General features: G+C 39.6%; 19 protein-coding genes. 16 read left to right on the top strand and 3 right to left on the bottom strand.

Annotated elements, in window-relative coordinates; translation table 11 throughout:
* Window positions 1–140 precede the first annotated feature (140 nt).
* From QYB95_RS05410 to QYB95_RS05355, 12 genes are all read left to right on the top strand, one after another.
* Window positions 141–329: a multidrug transporter gene (locus QYB95_RS05410; protein ID WP_301137231.1), complete on the top strand. Its 189-nt coding sequence runs from the start codon at window positions 141–143 to the stop codon at window positions 327–329.
* 698 nt (window positions 330–1,027) lie between these two features.
* A complete protein-coding gene (locus QYB95_RS05405; protein ID WP_301137230.1) occupies window positions 1,028–1,306 on the top strand; it encodes a hypothetical protein in 279 nt (92 codons plus the stop codon).
* Window positions 1,307–1,534: 228 nt separating this feature from the next.
* On the top strand, window positions 1,535–3,151 hold the full coding sequence (locus QYB95_RS05400) for a thiamine pyrophosphate-binding protein (RefSeq protein ID WP_301137229.1): 1,617 nt from the start codon (window positions 1,535–1,537) through the stop codon (window positions 3,149–3,151).
* A gap of 137 nt (window positions 3,152–3,288) precedes the next feature.
* Window positions 3,289–3,789, top strand: a complete 501-nt coding sequence (locus QYB95_RS05395) for a hypothetical protein (protein ID WP_301137228.1) — start codon at window positions 3,289–3,291, stop codon at window positions 3,787–3,789.
* 170 nt (window positions 3,790–3,959) lie between these two features.
* Window positions 3,960–4,268: a hypothetical protein gene (locus QYB95_RS05390; RefSeq protein WP_301137227.1), complete on the top strand. Its 309-nt coding sequence runs from the start codon at window positions 3,960–3,962 to the stop codon at window positions 4,266–4,268.
* A gap of 104 nt (window positions 4,269–4,372) precedes the next feature.
* Window positions 4,373–5,014, top strand: a complete 642-nt coding sequence (locus QYB95_RS05385; protein ID WP_301137226.1) for a LysE family transporter — start codon at window positions 4,373–4,375, stop codon at window positions 5,012–5,014.
* Between the two features lie 109 nt (window positions 5,015–5,123).
* Window positions 5,124–5,513 (top strand): hypothetical protein, encoded by a 390-nt coding sequence (locus QYB95_RS05380; protein ID WP_301137225.1) that lies wholly within the window; start codon window positions 5,124–5,126, stop codon window positions 5,511–5,513.
* A 105-nt stretch (window positions 5,514–5,618) separates the two neighbouring features.
* Window positions 5,619–7,205, top strand: a complete 1,587-nt coding sequence (locus tag QYB95_RS05375) for an ATP-binding protein (protein WP_301137224.1) — start codon at window positions 5,619–5,621, stop codon at window positions 7,203–7,205.
* 5 nt (window positions 7,206–7,210) lie between these two features.
* Window positions 7,211–7,891 (top strand): response regulator, encoded by a 681-nt coding sequence (locus QYB95_RS05370; protein ID WP_301137223.1) that lies wholly within the window; start codon window positions 7,211–7,213, stop codon window positions 7,889–7,891.
* 250 nt (window positions 7,892–8,141) lie between these two features.
* A complete protein-coding gene (locus QYB95_RS05365; protein WP_301137221.1) occupies window positions 8,142–9,434 on the top strand; it encodes a CitMHS family transporter in 1,293 nt (430 codons plus the stop codon).
* Window positions 9,435–9,586: 152 nt separating this feature from the next.
* On the top strand, window positions 9,587–9,868 hold the full coding sequence (locus tag QYB95_RS05360) for a hypothetical protein (protein WP_301137220.1): 282 nt from the start codon (window positions 9,587–9,589) through the stop codon (window positions 9,866–9,868).
* Window positions 9,869–10,031: 163 nt separating this feature from the next.
* The gene (locus tag QYB95_RS05355) at window positions 10,032–10,394 is read left to right on the top strand and encodes a hypothetical protein (protein ID WP_301137219.1); all 363 of its coding nucleotides are present in this window, start codon (window positions 10,032–10,034) and stop codon (window positions 10,392–10,394) included.
* A 112-nt stretch (window positions 10,395–10,506) separates the two neighbouring features.
* Here QYB95_RS05355 and QYB95_RS05350 read toward each other — a convergent pair whose 3' ends face one another.
* Window positions 10,507–11,427: an SDR family oxidoreductase gene (locus QYB95_RS05350; RefSeq protein ID WP_301137218.1), complete on the bottom strand. Its 921-nt coding sequence runs from the start codon at window positions 11,425–11,427 to the stop codon at window positions 10,507–10,509.
* A gap of 47 nt (window positions 11,428–11,474) precedes the next feature.
* Window positions 11,475–13,466, bottom strand: a complete 1,992-nt coding sequence (locus tag QYB95_RS05345) for a catalase (protein ID WP_301137217.1) — start codon at window positions 13,464–13,466, stop codon at window positions 11,475–11,477.
* Window positions 13,467–13,646: 180 nt separating this feature from the next.
* On the opposite strand from QYB95_RS05345, the gene QYB95_RS05340 reads away from it, so the two are divergent.
* Window positions 13,647–14,102 carry a DUF421 domain-containing protein gene (locus QYB95_RS05340; RefSeq protein WP_301137216.1) on the top strand — a complete coding sequence of 152 codons (456 nt, stop codon included), beginning with the start codon at window positions 13,647–13,649 and terminating at the stop codon, window positions 14,100–14,102.
* A 145-nt stretch (window positions 14,103–14,247) separates the two neighbouring features.
* Here the strand turns inward: QYB95_RS05340 and QYB95_RS05335 are convergent, their stop codons facing one another.
* Window positions 14,248–15,324 carry a CdaR family transcriptional regulator gene (locus QYB95_RS05335; protein WP_301137215.1) on the bottom strand — a complete coding sequence of 359 codons (1,077 nt, stop codon included), beginning with the start codon at window positions 15,322–15,324 and terminating at the stop codon, window positions 14,248–14,250.
* Between the two features lie 142 nt (window positions 15,325–15,466).
* Here QYB95_RS05335 and QYB95_RS05330 point away from each other — a divergent pair, with 142 nt between their 5' ends.
* The 3 genes from QYB95_RS05330 (at window position 15,467) to QYB95_RS05320 (ending at window position 19,592) form a co-directional block, all read left to right on the top strand.
* Window positions 15,467–16,594, top strand: coding sequence for a glycerate kinase (locus QYB95_RS05330; RefSeq protein WP_301137214.1), 1,128 nt, complete (start codon window positions 15,467–15,469; stop codon window positions 16,592–16,594).
* Window positions 16,595–16,606: 12 nt separating this feature from the next.
* Entirely contained in the window at window positions 16,607–17,953 is a 1,347-nt protein-coding gene (locus QYB95_RS05325; protein WP_301137213.1) for a GntP family permease, read from the top strand.
* A gap of 586 nt (window positions 17,954–18,539) precedes the next feature.
* Window positions 18,540–19,592 carry an NAD(P)/FAD-dependent oxidoreductase gene (locus tag QYB95_RS05320; RefSeq protein WP_301137212.1) on the top strand — a complete coding sequence of 351 codons (1,053 nt, stop codon included), beginning with the start codon at window positions 18,540–18,542 and terminating at the stop codon, window positions 19,590–19,592.
* The last annotated feature ends 362 nt before the right edge of the window (window positions 19,593–19,954 follow it).

Below are 19,954 nucleotides of genomic sequence, written 5' to 3'. Positions count from 1 at the left end.
ACAATTGAATGTATTCATCTTTCTGATAATGTTTAAAGGATTAGACGTAGTAGTGAATTGGAAAGACGAGGGATACTGGAGATTGTTGCCAAAGAATATCATAAATATTATTCAATCGATAGACAGGAGGATAAAATGATATGGATAAGAATAAAACATCAGTACCTCAATTGGATACAAACCTAAAAAATTACCCTGAAGCTAACGATAATGAAAAGCGACTAAATATAAAAGAAACGATAGCTAAAAATAAAGAAATCATAGAAAAAAATCGCGAAATGCTGCGGAAATATCAAATTACCAATCCTCTTAAATGGTTGTTGTATTGAAAGAGTCTCTGTTCTTCAGCAATAGGGTACGACTTGGAATAAGTATTTCCGCAACAAAATTAGCCCAAATTTTTATGTTTAAATAATAATATGCTTCTCAGGAAGTAAAATAAAAACTGTAGAAGATATTCGATCATTTCTAGATCGCCTTTCCGTAGTGAAGGGCGGTCTTTTTTCTTTTTCGAAAAAAGTTCGAAATGATAATTGTAATAATTTTCATTATCTTAAGATACTAAAAATGTAAAATTATACAAATAGAGAGTTATAGTGAAGGTGGTAAAAAATGTTTTCAAAAATACAAAAGATAGATCATCGGCTTTATTATATTTTTTTTTCTTTTTGTGGTAGGTGTTCCCGCTTGGTTTCTCTATGTACTTAACAATGGAAATCCATATAATGAGTTCGTTTATAGCAACAATATCCCTCCTATATTGAGGAACAGGGGGATACCAAAGATGACATCCAATCAGAAAGCTTTACATACCCCAGATTGTGCTTTCCTTTGAACAATAAGGCACTTATTTGAAAAAGGTTTTTCTTTGGATTTAGAGAATTAATTCAAATAACATAACTTTTACTCCAAAAGAAAAAATGGATGCTAACCCCAAGTTTGAAACAATCAGGCTTATGAAAACGTAAAGTAAAGACATATATCGTAAGTGAAACTACATAAAAAAGTTATGTGGGGGGTATTGGCTTTGAATGTAAACCTATTAATTATTGGAGTATTGTTATTAATTGTGGGTTATCTAATTGGTGTGAAACAAAGGATTGAATTATTAACTTTTCTACGAAACAAATATATTAAGGATAAAAAGAAAGTAGCGGAGATTATGGGAGGGTCACAATTTATTTTAGGTGCAATCTTAGTCACATTGGGTGGGATCGGTTTTAAAAATGATCCAATGATCATCGTAATAGTTCTTGTCATTTTATTGATTCTATCAATTTATGTTGTTCGAAAATACGTTGCCTAGAAAAAGTAGTCTCGTTATCTATAATCCAACTTATAGCAGTTGAATCGTTTTCAACTTAATGGCATTTCCCTTGAATAAGGGAAGTGTCTTTTTCCAAGTACCAGATTATGGCGTTTGGAAAAATGAGGATTAACCGCCGCTCTTTCGGGAAAAAATAATATGAACGAAAATCAAATAGATGCTTTGTGCCTGGAAGGTTGGAAAGATCTATAAGGAGGTTCATAGGACATGGAAAAAACTAAACGAACGGTTGCAGAGTTGATTCTGGATCAATTGTCTTTGTTCGGCGTAAAACGGATCTATGGGGTTGTAGGGGACGCTACCATAGGGCTCATCGATGCACTGGCCAAGCAGGATAAAATTAAATACATTGCGGTCAAGCATGAATCGACCGCTGCTTTTATGGCCTCTGCAGAAGCAAAACTTACAGGTGGGCTTGGCGTATGTACGGCGACGATGGGACCTGGTGCAACCAACTTGCTTAATGGGCTGGGTGATGCACATGCAGACAAAGCGCCTGTACTTGCCATCACTGGACAGGCACCAAGTGATAAAATTGGAACGGAATATCCGCAGTATGTTGATCAGCAGGAGCTGATGAAGCCTTTTGCTGCTTATTCCGCTAATCTAGCCAGCCCGGATGCAACGATTGAAGTTCTTCAAAAAGCAGCCCGAACATCACTTGGACAGCGGGTTGTAACACATTTGTCCGTTCCAAAGGATTTTTTCATGATGCCGGCTAAAGGAGAACCGCGTGCATTGCCGGATGTCATAGAGGGTGCTTCCACTTTCACGAAAGAAAGTTTGGATCAAGCAACGCAAATTATGAAAACTGCCAAGCGGCCAATGATCCTTGCAGGCTACGGAGCCGCTCAAGCATCGGAAGAGTTGGAGAAACTTGCAAAATTGTGGGGTGCCGGCATTCTTGCAAGCTTGGGCGGAAAAGGAGTGTTTGATGAAGCTTCCCCGCATGTTTTGCAAGGGATCGGCGAAGGCGGCAATCCATATGCAGGTGAACTATTCAAGGAGGCAGATGTGGTACTTCTTGCAGGCACGAAATGGTGGCCGGAAGGGTATGTGCCAACGAATGCACGGATTATCCAGATTGACCGTCATTTTGATAAATTTGTAAGTGCTATTCCAACAGAGCTTGGCATCATCGGAAAAACTGAGGAAGTACTTCCACTATTAACGGAGAACCTTCAGGGATTCTCCCACTCTGAAGATTGGGTGGCTCGTTGCCAGGAAATAAAAGAGAAATGGGCCACGCAAAATGAGAAGGAAGGCAGTACTGAAGGTTTCCCTGCCCATCCTGCACGCATTATCCGCGCCCTAGACAGAACAGTGGCACCGGACGCTATTCTGGCACTGGATACAGGGGATAATACGGTGTGGACGAACCGCAACTTCCGTCAAAAAGAGCAGTCCGTATTATTCTCCGGCTACTGGCGGACAATGGGCTTTGGTCTTCCTGCCGCGATGGCTGCCAAGCTTGCACAACCAGAAAAGCAAGTAGTGGCGGTAGTAGGCGACGGAGGACTTCAAATGGTGCTTGCTGATCTATTGACGGCTACGCGCTATGAACTCAATATTACAGTTGTTGTTTTAAATAATGAGAGTCTGCAAATGGAGAGAGACAAAATTAAAGTTGCCAATAAGAAAGAGCTAGGGGTAGATTTAACCAACCCTGACTTTATAAAATTGGCAGAAGCCTGCGGATGGAAAGGATTACGCGTCGCTTCAGATAAGGAGCTGGAATCAGTGCTGGAAGAAGCACTCAATACCAATGCTCCCACGCTGGTGGACATCAGCACGGCCCAGGTATTCTTCCCGGAAACGGAATAAAAGAAGTGGTGATCGAATAGTCGGTCACCACTTTTTTTACGTTAATGCGCTGTGTAAAGTTGATATGGATTATAATGGAAGAAAGTTGGAGAAGTGGTAAAATTAAAAATAAAAAATGTCTGTTATGGGGGGATATTTTGAAGTTTAAATCATTGGGGCTAATTTTAGTGTGTATACTTTTTATGGTTCTTGGTTGCTCAAAAAAAGAAACGGATGAAAACAAATTGGATTTACCTGAAGAGATGCCAAACTTTGTGGAAGAAAGTGATTTTGAGAATGTTGATTGGCACAAAAAAGCCGTGATGTTCAATGGTAATATGATGGGCAATGAAGATAAATCCGGTGTAATTGGGGCTAATATGCCAAGCTTAAACAACAATCAAAAATGGATGTGGCATCTTTGGGGGATGGAAAGTCTAGGAGAAACTAAACTAACGGTAGTTGCCCTTCACAGAGAAACGAATAGTATCCATCAAATCCTCACATCAGGTTGGAGCATAGGTCTCGGAGGCGAAAATAACGGCGCGGATGCACACGTTCCTTCAAGTGTAAATATTCCGAATCCGGGCGAATGGGCGATGCTGCTATATACGAATGAAAAGTTATTCGATATATTGGTTTTCGAAATTAATGAATAATGATTTAAGTAGAATAATAATTCTTTACAGGCGGCACTTTTATTGTATAAGGAAGTGCCTAATATATGTGCGTTTTTGGGGATTACTTTTTATGGTAAAATAGGGGAAGAACGCTTCAGGGCATAGATATATTCTAGATTGAAAAGTGATGAAGAATAAGGAGGGGTGAAATGGTACAGTTATTCGGATGGATTCTTTTATGGGGAATCCCGGCACTATTGGTATGGAGCATTATTCTAAGTTTCATTCATCTGGCAAAAGAGCCTAAAACGGATCAATTTTTGGGTCGGACCCTGACGTTTATCGGCGCCATTTATACGTATACTGTCAGTTCGCTGGCTTCATGGTTTGCTCTCATTTGTCTAGTTTTTGGGATCTTCGGTTATACAGAGGGCGCAATTTTTGGCCCGACCTTCTTCCTGCTATTCGGGACATTTTTGGTCTATAACTTTTTCCCGCGTTACAATATGCCAGAATAAATAAGACATTATAAATGCGAGAATTGAAATGTTATAATTATTCATATAAAATTATATTTATAAACGGACGTAAGGAGTAATCAATTTTCGAAAGAAGTGTTGAAATGAGTTTGTATCTTGCATATGTCATGATTGGACTAGCCATTGCAATGCCTGTTGGTGCGATTACTGTCGAAATGATGAAACATGGTTTAAAAAATGGATTTATTCATGGCTGGGCTGTAGGAATTGGCGGTATGACGATTGATGTGTTATTAATCATTGCATTGTACTTAGGCTTAGCGAGATTTTTATCTTTACCTTACATTCAACTGCCACTCTGGATAATCGGCGCAATTTTTCTATTCATGCTTGCCTATGATTCTATCAAAAATGCAGATAAGGATATTTCTCTATCTGGCGAAAAGGTGAACAAGTCATTTTTCACGACGTACCGTAATGGCTTGTTGGTAGCCGTTTCTCCAGGAAATTTAGTTTTCTGGATTTCCGTTTTTGGTGCAGTGCTGGCAGATTCGTATAATATGGATGGCATGAATCAATTTATCATCGTGGCGCTTGGGATCTTATCAGGAATTCTCCTGCATGATATCGGATTGCTGACGATCGTTTCTTTGACGAGAAAAGTGATGAATCGGCAGATGATTAAGTGGGCTTCAGTCGTTGCAGGTATGTTGCTATTTGGCTTCGGCTGTTATTTTATATATGAATTCATTATCGATTTTAAAGATGTACTATATAGCACGTAGTAATGGGCGCACTTCTTATAAGGAGTGCGTCTGCTTTTATTTTTCTCCTAAAACGGGGTATCTTGAGGTATCGTATAGATAGAGATAAAGAAAAGGGTGAAACGAGTAGATGGAAGATCTAATCATGCTTGGTGTGTTCATCATTATTATTGCTGTGCTTTATAAAAAGGGGATTATTCGCCTAAAGACTACTACTTACGGCAAATATATCATGAAACGTTCCGAGGATCATGTAGAAGTAACATATAAGAAGTTTGATGGATTTGAATACTATTATTTTGATTTAAGCAAAGGATATCCATTCACGATGAACTACTCGGTGATGGTAGAAAGAGGAACGCTGACGATCGAGTTGAGAAGTATGAAGGGAGAATGCTTTTCACAAAGCTTTACTTCCAGTGAAGAGGGTGAATTCAGCTTTGAAGCAGAAAGCAACAAGTATTCGGTTAAGCTGGTAGGTGAAGACACAAAGGGTGGTTGTAAAATTATCATAAAATAAGGGGCGACCATTTAACGCGAAGCAAAGCATATATGGAAAGAATTTGATAGAAAATTTATATCCCGCTAGAATAAAGAGAAATGAACATAAGAGGGTTGCTGATTAATGGTGAAACTATCACTACATACAAAGATACTAGGGTTAACTTTATCTCTAAGTGTTTTATTAATAATTCTTTTAACATCCTATTATACCTATGTGAATGGGAAGCAGATCGAGGAGGACAGAGGTCGCTTGGCTTTGGAAATATCAAAGTCCGTTTCCTTAATGCCTTCCATTATCGAGGCATTTGAATTGGAAAAGCCCTCTGAGCGCATTCAACCGATCGTGGAGAGAATCCGGCAGAAAACAGGGGCTGAATTTATTGTAGTGGGCAATACGGAGGGGATTCGCTATTCACATCCAAAGGAATCCGAAATCGGGAAGAAAATGATCGGCGGCGACAGTCTGCGGGCCATTGAAAAAGGAGAATATTATGTATCGGAAGCTCGGGGTTCATTGGGCCAGTCGATGCGCGGGAAATCTCCCATTTTCAATGAGGATGGCGATATCATTGGTGTGGTGTCTGTTGGGTTTTTAGTTGAGGACATTGAAAAACAAATCTTTAAAATCCTATCGAAAGAAATGCTAATTTCCCTACTTGCATTAATCGCATCCATCATAGGAAGCTACCTGCTTTCAAAAAGTATACGGAAAGATACGCTAGGATTGGAGCCATACGAGATTGCGGGCCTTTACAAAGAAAAAAATGCTGTATTGCATTCCGTTCAAGAAGGAATTTTGTCCATTAATAATAAAGGAATGATTACTTCGATGAACCAGCGGGCAAAAGCATTGCTTGGGATTAGCGGTTCCGTTCGGCATTCAAAGATTGATGGTTTATTTCCTTCGAGTCAGTTATATGAAGTATTGAAGACAGGCCACCCACAGTTCGATAAGGAGATGACCTGGAAAGAAAAAACGATTATTGTCAGCTGTACACCCATTTTAGATGAAAAAAATGTAAGAGGGGTCGTAGCTTCATTCCGTGAAAAAACCGAAATCGAGCAAATGATCAACACCTTATCGGAAATGAAGACATACTCGGAAGAATTGCGAGCACAAACTCATGAATTTACCAATAAGTTGTATGCATTGTCCGGGTTGCTGCAATTGGGAGAGTACGACGAAGCGATCAAAATGATTCAGGGTGAAACTTCCGAATTGGAATTTCAAAATCAGATTGTCTTCAAACAAATAATGGATACGAAAGTACAGGTCATCCTATTAGGCAAATTAGGGAAGGCTTCCGAAAAGAAGATTCTCCTGGTAATTGACCCGGAAAGCTATATCGATAAACTCCCCGAGCATATCAATCTTTCGCAACTGACGCTTATTTTAGGTAATATAATTGATAACGCATTCGAGGCTGTTGCCAGCAGTAAAAGCCCAAGCATTAAATTCTTTGCCACGGATTTAGGAGAAGATATCATTTTTGAAGTTAGCGACAATGGGCACGGGATTTCGGATGAGGATATGCCTGCACTCTTTGACCGCGGCTTTACTTCAAAAGAAGGAGAAAATCCAAGAGGGTATGGGCTTTCCAATGCGAACAAAGCAGTAAAAGAACTTGGGGGCATTATTGAAGTACAAAATGGGAAAGAGAACACGGTATTCACGGTGTATCTTCCTAAGAAACCTTTAGGAGGGTAAGAACAGTGAACATTAGAGCAGTCATAGCAGAAGATGATTTTCGTGTCGCTGCGATTCATGAAAAATTCCTAGGAAATTTTAAGGAAATTGAAGTAGTAGGGAAAGCGTTGAACGGGAAAGACACCATCGAATTACTGGAAGAACATGATCCGGATTTGCTTTTACTCGATGTGTATATGCCGGACCAGCTTGGTACCGAGCTATTGCCGACCATTCGTAAGCAATTTCCCCATATCGATATTATTATGATTACAGCAGCCACGGATAAAGACATTCTATTAAAAGCACTTAATTATGGGGTCGAGCAGTATTTAATAAAACCTGTTAAGATGGAAACATTTCACCAAACAATAGAGGAATATCTTCAAAAATCCCAGCTTCTTAAATCCAGGCAGGAAGTAGACCAGGAGTTTGTCAATCGAATCTTTAATAAAGCAGCAGCAACCACTGCTGCTAGGGAAACTACTTTGCCAAAAGGAATCGATGAAATTACGCTGGTCAAAGTCACAGAAGTCCTGGAGTCAAGCAGTTCCGGACTATCAGCGGAACAAGTGAGTGAGCAAATAGGTGCTTCAAGAACGACTGCGAGACGCTACTTGGAATATTTGATCACCGTCAAACAATGCAAAGCCGAAGTGGTGTATGGTGTGGTAGGTAGACCGGAAAGAAGATATTATAAAGTGTAATTAAAATAAACTCCCCTAATCATCTAAGTTTGAAGTGGGCACTCTAGAAAAAGAGTTCCCACTTTTTCTATTTCCCCCATTGCGATACTTTCAAGGATTGCCCGTGAACACAATGAACAAAACTTTCTAAATGTTTTTAAAACACATTATTTTGCAATCGCTTACAAATGGTGATTTCTATTTTAATATGTATATACGGGGTAAACAAGTAAGATTTTATAGCAGAATTGATTAAGGGGATGAGAGACAGATGCTAGCTTTAATAGGATTTTTAATGATATTAACATTTATGATACTGATTATGTCAGGGCGACTATCAGCGATGATCGCTTTAATTACTATACCGACTGTATTTGCCATCATTGGCGGCTTTGGTAGCGGAATTGGTGAAATGATGCTTGAAGGGATCAAAAGTGTAGCTCCAACCGGGATTATGATCCTGTTTGCAATACTATACTTTGGGACTTTGATTGATGCAGGGGTATTTGATCCTGTGATTAAAACCATTCTTAAAATCGTTAAAGGGGATCCGGTGAAAATTGCGATTGGGACAGCAATTTTAGCACTTATGATTTCTTTGGATGGTGATGGCACAACAACCTATATGATTACCATTTCAGCCATGCTGCCACTCTATAAAAGAATTGGCATGAAGCCGATCGTTTTGGCAGCTATTGCAGTGTCAGCTTCAGGGGTAATGAATCTATTGCCATGGGGCGGTCCTACTGCACGGGTAATGTCAGCCTTGAATCTTGAAATGTCCGAAGTCTTCACGCCAGTAATACCTGCCATGATCGGCGGAGCACTTTTTGTTGTATTTATGGCATATATACTTGGTAAACAGGAAAGAAAACGCATTGGTATTATCGAAGTAGATTTCCAAGCGATGGCTCAGCTTGCTGCTACTGCAGAAGATGATGCGCTTAAACGTCCAAAACTAATTATTTTCAACTACGTATTAACAATCGCACTTTTAGTAGCGCTAATTTCTGAGCTGCTGCCTCCGGTTGCATTGTTTATGATCGGATTTGCAATCGCGATTACTGTCAATTATCCAAAAATCAAAGACCAAAAAGAACGTGTGGCCAATTATGCAGATAACGCATTATCGGTCGTTTCAATGGTTTTTGCAGCAGGGATCTTTACAGGAATTCTTTCTGGTACAGAGATGGTCGATGCAATGGCAGATTCCGTGATCCATTACATCCCGGATGCAATGGGTTCACACTTTGCGGTCATTACAGCGATTCTGAGTGCACCGTTTACATTCTTTATGTCCAATGATGCCTTCTACTATGGCGTACTGCCATTACTTGCCAAGGCAGGGGCTGTGTACGGGATTGACCCGGCTCTAATTGGAAGAGCGTCACTTTTGGGATTACCAGTGCATCTACTGAGTCCATTGGTTCCGTCTACGTACCTTTTAGTAGGGATGGTAGGAGAAGATTTCGGGAAATTCCAGCGAATGGTCTTGAAATGGGCATTCGGCTCAACAATCGTCATGATTGTTGTAAGTGTAATCTTGGGAATTATTCCTTTCTAAAATTTCAATAATAGCTTAAACAAAGGAAAGAGCAGCGAACGAATGTTGCTCTTTTCTTTATTTACTATTTTGCAAGGATGTTTGTGAGCCAAGCCAATAGGGGTATCTAATAACCATGAAAGATAAAACTATGTATTGTAGGAGGAATAAATATGAAAAAATTGTGGAAATCTGTTGTTCCAGCATCAGCGCTTCTTTTAATGTTGGCAGGGTGTGCAGAAGACACAGAAGAAGTACCAGCAACTAATGTTGAACCCGATATAGAAGATATAGAAACTAATGATGAAACCGATGAAAACGAAGTACCAGCTAATAATGAAGAAATACCAACTAATGAGGAATCTGATGTTAACGTTCTCGAAGAAGATGATGGTTATACAGCTCCCAATAGTGAGGACAGCACTGATGGTGCATCAACTGGTTCTAATAAGTAATACCGAAGAAAGTCCTAGATAGCAACATGGAAAATAGTGTTTTAGATTTCTCCCATCTTCTTTTCTTTTGACTTACTATTCAAAAACGATGTTTAGAGGCTGATTTAATAAGGGTATACATTAACTATGAAAGAGAAATCTATTAAATTGTAGGAGGATTATTATGAGAAAGCTAATGAAATCCGTTATTCCGGCATCAGCACTTCTTTTAATGTTGGCAGGTTGTGCAGAGGACGAAGAAGATGTAGATGTAGATGTGAACGAGGAGGAACCTGCAACAACAGATGGGGAAGCAGATGTTAACATCATCGAAGGAGAAGATGGCGGAAGCACTGAAACAAATACAGAAACAAATACAGAAACAAATACCGAGACTAATACAGAAACAGAAACAGATACTGAATCAGATACACAAACAAATAGTGATGACAACAGCACTGACCAGCAGGGTGAAACTAGCGATAACCCTTCTGTAGACAGTCCAGCAAATCAGAACGATATTGATGATGACACAACCCATGAATAAGAAAATTATTTAAAATAAAAAAGCAGGAGGAAGCCCTTCCTGCTTTTTTTCTTTTGACATAATCAAAGAAGAATCAACACCAGAACATGGAGTTGATTCTTCTTCAATCTTATTAGGCGAAAATTTGCCCGCCGTTTACATGGATGATTTGCCCGGTAACGAAACGGGAATCGTCCGAAGCCAAATAGACATAGGCAGGAGCTAATTCAAAAGGTTGGCCCTGTCGATTCATTGGATTTCCGGCTTGAGTTACTTCCTCTGCAGAAAAGCTTGCCGGAATCAGCGGCGTCCACACTCTGCCAGGGGCAACAGCATTGACACGGATTCCCTTATTGACAAGATTTTTTGCAAGTGCACGTGTCATTCCTACACTTGCTGCTTTTGTCATGGTGTAATCCATTAATTTATCATTTCCATCAAATGCGACAACAGAGGCCGTGTTTACGATGGCACTTCCTGATTTTAAATACTTTAAAGCTTCACGTGTTGTATAGAAGTGTGAGTAAACATTGACCTTGAACGTTTCATCAAATTGTTCATCCGAAATATCAAGGAAGTCTTTTTGCTCAAATTGAACACCCACATGGTTAACCAAGATATCAAGCTGGCCGAATGTGTCCACTGTTTTTGTAACGATATCGAGACACTGTTGCTTTTCTCTCAAGTCACCAGGCAGCAACAAGCATTGCTGTCCCAGTTCTTCAATTCTTGATTTTGTACGCTCTGCATCTTCTTCCTCTTGCGCACCAAAATACGAAATCGCAACATTTGCGCCTTCCTTAGCAAACGCGATTGCTGTAGCTGCTCCGATCCCACTATCCCCACCAGTAATGAGGGCAACTTTTCCTTTTAATTTGCCGCTTCCCTGATAATCGGGATTTTCGATAATGGGTCTTGGTTCCATCAATCCTTCAATCCCGGGCTGACTTTGTTGCGTTTGTTCGGGGACGGTTAATGTTACCTCTTGGGTTTGCTCGACTTTTTTGTAATTCGGATTCTTTGGATAGGATTCGTTATTTGATTCTTGAGTCATGTTAACTTGAACCTCCTAAGATTTGACGATGGTTTGTTCATAGTTGTTTAGCCGATAGCGTTTGGACGATTCCAATGGCGGCCGATACGCAATGCTTCGATGAAGGACTCTACCGTTTGGACTACTCCTTCATCCCCTGTGTTCACAATTGGACTTTGCGAATCTGCTGCAACCAAAAAGGCAAGTGGTTTGTAGTGGTTGTATGTCTCCTCGATGAAATGGTTTAACTTATTTTTAGACTTTGGTTCTTCAAATTTACCGGCAACAATGATGCCGTCATATAGGACAGGAGAGGCTGTATCCATCGTATGGTTAACCACGATGTTTTGGACTGTTTGTTGTTTGTCGCTGACAAGTTCAACAGAGATTTTTTGACCATTTAATGTAGGCAGGATTTTGTCTAGATTCTCAGTTGTCTCATTAACAATAATCGCCACTTTTTTCGATTCAGTTGAGAATATTGGATTCACAAATTGGCTTACGGCAGGGGAAGTTTTGTTTGTTTCAACAGCTTGCTTAATTTTTGGTGGTTCAACCCCTACATTCATCGCTAATTGAGTAGCCAATTCTACATCGATATTCGCGAACATCTCCACTACTTGTTGACGAATTTCACGGCGGGCCACTTTTCCGACCTCGAAACTAGCGGCTTTCACAATATGTTCTTTTTCAATATCGGTCATACTTAACCAAAACATTCGTGCTTGCGTAAAATGATCCTCGAAGGATTGACTTCTTGCACGGACCTTTACACCATCAACTTTCTCTTGATAGTGTTCATAGCCTCCTTCGCTTGGAGGAACAGGTGCAGGTGTATTTTGCTGAATAGAATTTTTATGGTAGCTGACTGGTCCAACATTTATGGTTTGACGTCCATATCCATCTCGTTGGTTGTTATGGAATGGGCACACTGGACGGTTGATCGGCAGTTCATGGAAGTTTGGCCCGCCTAGACGAATCAGCTGTGTATCTGTATAAGAGAATAAACGGCCTTGCAGTAACGGATCGTTTGAAAAATCTATCCCTGGGACAACATGCCCAACATGGAAGGCCACTTGTTCCGTCTCGGCAAAGAAATTATCAACGTTTTGATTTAACGTCATTTTTCCTAAAATTCGAACAGGCACTTCTTCTTCTGGCCAAATTTTGGTTGGATCCAGTATATCGAAGTCAAAGTTGAATTCATCTTCTTGGGCAATCAGTTGTACACCTAGTTCGTATTCCGGGAAATTCCCTTGCTCGATGTTGTCGTATAAATCACGGCGGTGGAAGTCTGGATCTTTTCCGGCAATTTTTTGAGCTTCATCCCAAACTAATGAGTGAACGCCTAATTTTGGCTTCCAATGGAATTTAACAAAATGAGCTTGTCCAGCCTCATTAACGAATCGATATGTGTTGACGCCAAAGCCTTCCATCATACGGTAGCTTCTAGGAATGGCACGGTCGGACAGGTGCCACATCACCATATGGGCACTTTCTTGGTTGTTTGCGATAAAATCCCAGAACGTATCGTGGGCACTTTGAGCTTGGGGAATTTCGTTATGCGGTTCTGGTTTTACTGCATGAACAAAATCTGGGAATTTAATGGCATCCTGTATAAAGAAGACAGGAATATTATTGCCGACTAAATCATAATTTCCTTCTTCTGTATAAAACTTTGTGGAAAAACCACGGACATCGCGGACCGTGTCTGCTGAACCACGGGAACCAGCAACGGTAGAGAAACGAACAAAAACAGGAGTTTGTTTCCCTTTTTCTGATAGAAATTTCGCTTTTGTGATATCACTGGCATCTTCATAGCTTTCGAAAACGCCGTGTGCTGCTGTTCCACGTGCATGAACGACCCGCTCAGGAATACGCTCATGGTCGAAATGCGTCATCTTCTCGCGGAAATGAAAATCCTCCATAATCGTTGGACCACGAGAGCCTACCTTTAATGAATGTTCATCTTCGGAAACTTTAAGACCTTGATTTGTTGTAAGGGGTTGATTACTGTCGTTAGATTTGAAGTGTTCTAATTGCTCTTGTTTTTTGTTCATGTGATTTCCTCCAGTCCAAAAAAATTTTACCTTAACTCTATACCTTTGTATGGAAGGAGATAAACCAATGAAGAGGCAATAAAAAGCAAAAACTGTTTAGCCAATCAAGGAATGAGGAATATATAAAGAAAAGGTAAAGGTGGGGAGGAAGGAAACCCCTGCACAGAAAAGGAGAACCATATGGAAAAAATGAGTGAGGTTTTAGTGGAATTTCCGCTCGTGTTATTCTTGATGTTTATTATTTTTCGAATTATGGGAAATAAGGAACTCAATCAATCTACCCCGATTGATTTTGCGTTCATGGTACTGATGACAAGTGTCGGCTGGGATGTAACGATTTCCCAAGATTATCCTCTGTGGTTTACAATCATTCTTTTTGTTGTATTAGTGGTGATGATCTATCTATTTGATTGGATAACGGTTAGATCCAAAAAAGCGGAAAAACTTATTATTGGAGAACCCCTTCTCCTGATAGAACATGGTGAGATTATTGAGAAGTCACTGAAAAAGGAACGGATTTCCGAGGATGAACTAATGGCATTATTACGATTGAAAGGCTTTTTTGAAATCGAGGACATCGAGCAATGCTATCTCGAATTTAACGGGGATATATCAGTGAAACTAAAAAAGAAATAAAGAATTTATTATTTTACATATGTGAAAAATTGAGGCTGTCATGCTGGCAGTCTTTTTTTGTTGTTTTAGCCTAGAGAAGTTTCCAATATAACAAATGGACCGCATAGGTTTTTCCCCGTTCAATATAGAACGGGGTTTTGATGCCTCAAAACTGCTTGCTAAGCATGAGTGCGAGTTTTAAAACGAAAGCATCCTTGAAATTCTGCGGATGGTATCCAGTTAGCTCGTGTATTTTATTTAGTCGATAGGAAAGGGTATGGTGATGAATTTGTAGGCGATCTGCACATACATTAATCTGAAGGTCGCTTTCAAAAAATGTTTCTAATGTGTTCATCATTTTTTCGCTCATACCGAGCAGTATTTTTGATAAAAACTTTTTCACATCTTGGTCATTTTTGTTCTTAATCAGTGTATAAACTTCTATTTCTTCAAAAAGTGTGTCTCGTCTTCCATCATGTGAAAAGGAAAGGGCGGTTTTTGCGCCGTTAAATCCATAGGACAGCTCAGCAAATGAGTTGACAATAGGTCCTACTCCTATAGAAATCTCTAACTTTTTTCGTAGTTTCGTCAGCTGGTTTAAAATAGACTTCATATTCTTCACAGAATCGCCGGATAAGCAAATGTAATATTCATTCAACTCCATTTGCCCAAAAAGGATTGGTTGTTTATATAAAATATTTTCAAGGTTTATCGATAAAGTGTTAGATGTCTGATTTCCTTCCTGTTTCAGCAGGATAATCTGGAAGGGTTCCCTCAATGGAAATGGCAGCTTATGTATTCGTTCGGTAATGATACTAAGGTTTGTTTCGTCCTCAATTAAAGCTTTGAATATGAAGTCCCCATTTTTTCGTTGCCATTCACTTTCACTTTCCGTCAGTACCTGATGGACCATCATTTCTGTCGTCAATTGCACAAGATTGGCTATTTCGCTTAATTCACCAGGATTACCGGTAATCCCGATTACCCCGATGATTTCGTCATGGAATTTAATCGGCATATTAATGCCTGGTTTGCAATTTTGAAATCGGCTGGAGAGTGCTTCATCTATTAATAGAGGCATCCCTGTTTGAACTACCTCTATGGCACCTTCATGAATAAGATCGATTCTTTCTTTCTCCCCGGAAGCCAAAATAACGCCATTTGGACTAATGACATTGATATTATGATGAAGCCGCAACATAGTCTGATCGACAATTTCCTCAGCTAACTTAATGGATAACATATTATACACCCCGTATAAAAAAGATACTGTACTAATACAGTTATATTGTACACCTATTATAATGCTAATTTCCATAGTTTCTCATTATAATTATTGTAAGCGCTTAATTAATAACTAGATTTAGTATGAAAGGAGCAGCAGGATGAAAGTTGTAATAAGTCCAGATTCATTTAAAGGAACATTAACCGCACTCGAAGCAGCACAAGCAATCGAAAAAGGGATTAAAAAAGCGGACGAGAACGTAGAAACGGTCTTGCTGCCTGTTGCTGATGGGGGAGAAGGAACAGTAGACGCATTAGTTTTGGCAACAAATGGCCACTATATAAAAACTACTGTACTTGATCCACTTGGGCGTGAGATTGAAGCTTCTTTTGGAGTGCTGGGCAATCAGACGACTTGTGTGATTGAGATGGCTTCTGCATCCGGCATTACCCTGTTGCATAACAAAGAGCGGAACCCCAAGATTGCCTCAAGCTTTGGTACGGGTCAATTGATTAAATGTGCATTGGATCAAGGTTTTAGAGATTTTATCATTTGCATTGGAGGGAGTGCCACGAACGATGCCGGTGTCGGGATGCTGCGAGCTCTTGGACTTCGTTTAATCGATGGACTTGGATTGGATGTACAAAAGTCGATTGAGGGCTTATTCGACGTAAAAGGATTGGATTTTTCAAACTGGGATGCTAGATTAGCAGAGTCAAAAATCGCAATTGCCTGTGATGTCGACAATCCATTAGTCGGTGAAAAGGGAGCATCGGCCGTATTCGGTCCGCAAAAAGGCGTACAAGAGGATGAAGTTGAGTACTTTGACCAGGCTTTGACTTACTTTGCGGATATTGTGGAGAAAGTAAAAGGAGTTCGGCTTCATGACTATAAAGGAGCGGGTGCTGCCGGTGGTATGGGCGGTGCACTGATTGCCTTCTTGCAAGGGCAGTTTCATCAAGGAATTCATCTTGTTCTCGATGTCATGAAGTACAACGAGAAAATACAAGGGGCCGATTATGTTTTCACTGGGGAAGGAAAATCAGATCGCCAAACTTTGCATGGGAAAGCGCCTTTTGGTGTGCTTAAATGTGCAAAGGATCATGAAATACCAACAGTCTTGCTTTCAGGCTGCATAGATGAACAAGATAAATCGCTCTTAGCTGAGCACTACCAGGAAATCCATTCAGTAGCCGGGGAGACCATTTCAACCGAAAAAGCGATGAAAGAAGCATCAAGCAGTTTGTCGCAAAAAGCATATGAAGTGTTTAGTAAATTAATCGATTGAGGGGGATTACGTATGTTATTTGTCATTATTTTAATTGGGGTTTTATTTGTTGTGCTAGCGACTGCGAAATTAAAATTGCATCCATTTTTAGCACTAATATTGAGTTCATTCTTTGTTGGAATTGCTTCAGGAATGCCTTTATTGGACGTTGTTGCAAATATTAATACCGGTTTTGGCAGTTTAATGACGAGCATTGGAATTGTGATCGTTGCGGGGACGATGATCGGCGTTATATTGGAACGTTCCGGTGCTGCTTACCGTATGGCGGAGGTTGTACTTCGAATTGTAGGGCCGAAACGTCCTCAGTTAGCAATGTCGATTATTGGTTATATCGTATCAATTCCTGTATTCTGTGACTCTGGATTTATAATTCTTTCAAGCTTGCAAAAATCATTGGCAAAACGTGCGAAAGTTACGATTGCATCGATGGGGGTAGCATTGGCAACGGGCTTATACGCAACACACGTGCTTGTTCCTCCGACTCCCGGACCGATTGCGGCTGCAGGGAATATTGGTGCAGCGGATTATTTAGGGACAGTGATACTTGTCGGTTTAATTGTAGCCATTCCTGCTACGTTTGTTGGGTATCTTTGGGCTTCAAAAGTTGCTACAAAAATTAGAGTTCCTATGGATGATGAAGAGGCTCTTGATTATGAAGAGGTAATTAAGTCTTTTGGAGAAATGCCATCAACATTTAAAGCATTTTTCCCGATTGTACTACCGATTATTTTGATTGGGATAGGTTCTATTGCAGCATTAGTAGGAAATCCGGATGCTACTTTTAATATGATTCTACGCTTCTTGGGTAGTCCGATTGTTGCTTTATTATTAGGTGTATTTGCAGCATTCCCGCTACTTCCAAAGCTGAATGAAGAAACGTTAACCGGCTGGATAGGGGATAGTTTAAAGGATGCGGCTCCTATTTTATTAATCACTGCTGCTGGTGGATCGTTCGGGACGATTATTAAAGAAACTGGTGTCGGCGATATGCTGCAGCAGATGGATCTAGGATCTTTAGCTACTGGTTCGCTGTTCCTGCTGGTTCCATTTATCATTGCAGCTGCATTGAAAACAGCACAGGGTTCATCAACAACAGCTCTTGTTATTACATCAACGCTTGTAGCACCAATGTTAGTAACAGCTGGAATTGAAGGTGCACTACCATTAGCATTAGTGGTTATGGCAATTGGTGCTGGGGCAATGACAGTTTCCCACGTAAATGACAGCTTTTTCTGGGTGGTTACACAGTATAGCGGGATGGAAGTAACACAAGCCTATAAGGCACAAACAATGGCAACACTTTTACAGGGTATCACAACGATCGTATTCACGATCATCCTATGGCTGATATTTGTATAATTAGCAAAGCATACTTGCTGGTATCTTTTTTGCATCAATATACGAACTGTAGTTTTAATAGGTGAAAGAGCAACCGAAATCTTTTTCGGTTGTTTTTTATTTTTATTCACAAAGTGAAGCTTTATTGATTTAGGCCTTCTTTACTTTTACTGATTTTTTCCTAATTAAAAGAATTGTTAAAATAACATTTAGAATTAATAAATAATTTAAAAACTGATTATAGTTCATGTATAAACTGCCTGTTATCATTATCCTTGTTAATCATGTAGTAAATCTATTCTAGCACCTAATTGATATAAAATATATTTATTGGCAGCTATGTAAAAAGTCTAACTACAAGTTTCTATCAGTTTATATATTAAACATAATGGAGTAAATTTCAAAATCACTATTAAGTATATTTGCTTCATTCTTACTGCTCCGGATAAAATGGGCAGGTATTCCTGCCAAGCAGACATACATTTTAGTCGAAATTAATGGGTAATTTGCATATTTGTTATTGAAATTGATTATCATTATCTATATTATTATATTTATTGAGAATTATTATCAGCACGTAAGGGATAATAAACTTTGGGAGGTTCACATGGAACTATTTGATGTAACAATTATCGGTGGCGGACCAGCCGGTTTATATAGTGCTTTTTATAGTGGTCTACGCAATATGAAAACAAAAATTATCGAGGTGCAACCTGTCCTGGGTGGAAAGGTCAACATATATCCAGAAAAGGTATTGTGGGACGTTGGTGGACAGCCGCCGATGCAGGCACAACTATTTATTCAAAACTTAATCAATCAGGCAAACACTTTCTCGCCAACAATTTGTCTAAATACAAAAGTGGAACAAATCGAGAAACATGGTGAAATATTTGTGATTACAACCAATTCTGGGGAAGTCCATTATTCAAAAACCATCATTGTTGCTGTTGGTGGAGGTATCTTAAATCCCATCAAGCTTGAAATTGAAGGCGCAGAAAAATACGAAATGTCGAACTTGCACTATACGATTTTAGGCTTGGAACGATTCCGCAATAAAAAGGTACTTGTATCAGGCGGCGGAAATGGCGCGATTGATTGGGCGGTAGAACTTTTATTTGTTGCTAAAGAAGTTGTTGTGATTTACCGCAAGGAGCAATTGACTGCGCATGAATCCCAGGTGGAAAAGCTGAAAGAGCATGGTGTGCAAATTATGCTCAATGCGGAAATTCAATCCGTCGTATCCAATGATGCGAAAACAGCGATAGAACAAGTGGTCATATCACAAAATGGTCAGATTCATGAAATTGAAGTCGATGATGTACTAATAAGTCATGGTTATAATCGTGAAGTGTCTTTAACATTCGCTGATGACATTCAACCAATGAGAAAAGATGATTATTATTTGGTTGGTCAGGGGCAATGCAAGACATCGGTTCCAGGGATTTTTGGTGCCGGGGATATTATTTCATATGATGATAAAGTAAATTTACTGATCGGTACGTTCCAAGATGCGGTTCTTGCTGTCAATAATGCCAAGAAATATATCGATCCAAAAGCGGATCAATATGGAATGGTTTCTTCCCATAATGAAAAATTCGCAGAGAAAAATAAAGAGCTTCTTGAAGAGCTATTTTGTAAGGCTGAAGCGAGCAGTATGTAAAGCGAAATACTATTACTAGAAATATACTTAATACATGGGATATTGTTAGGGTGTGGCTCTGGCAGTATCCTTTTTTTCAATAAAGCAGCAGTTGAATTTGCGTAAAATAAAATGAACCGCGTTATACATTTGGATAGCGTGGTTTTTATATTCCCTATATAATTGGGTTGAGGAAAATTATAGTAAAAAAAAGACCTCCTAAAATTAGGAGGAACACAATTACAGACTGGTTGTTAAAAGGTAGTTTTCAAACGAAGGTTAAAATAATTAGATGCGAGTGAAGTTTAGTAGTATCCTATAAACCACATCATTGGTCTAATTTCAGGAGTAGTAGCCACAACTACAGCAGCAGCAACAACCGC

The sequence above is a fragment of the Ureibacillus aquaedulcis genome, assembly GCF_030418165.1.
In the GTDB taxonomy this organism is placed as follows: domain Bacteria; phylum Bacillota; class Bacilli; order Bacillales_A; family Planococcaceae; genus Ureibacillus; species Ureibacillus aquaedulcis.
This window is presented reverse-complemented; position numbering and strand designations above follow the sequence as displayed.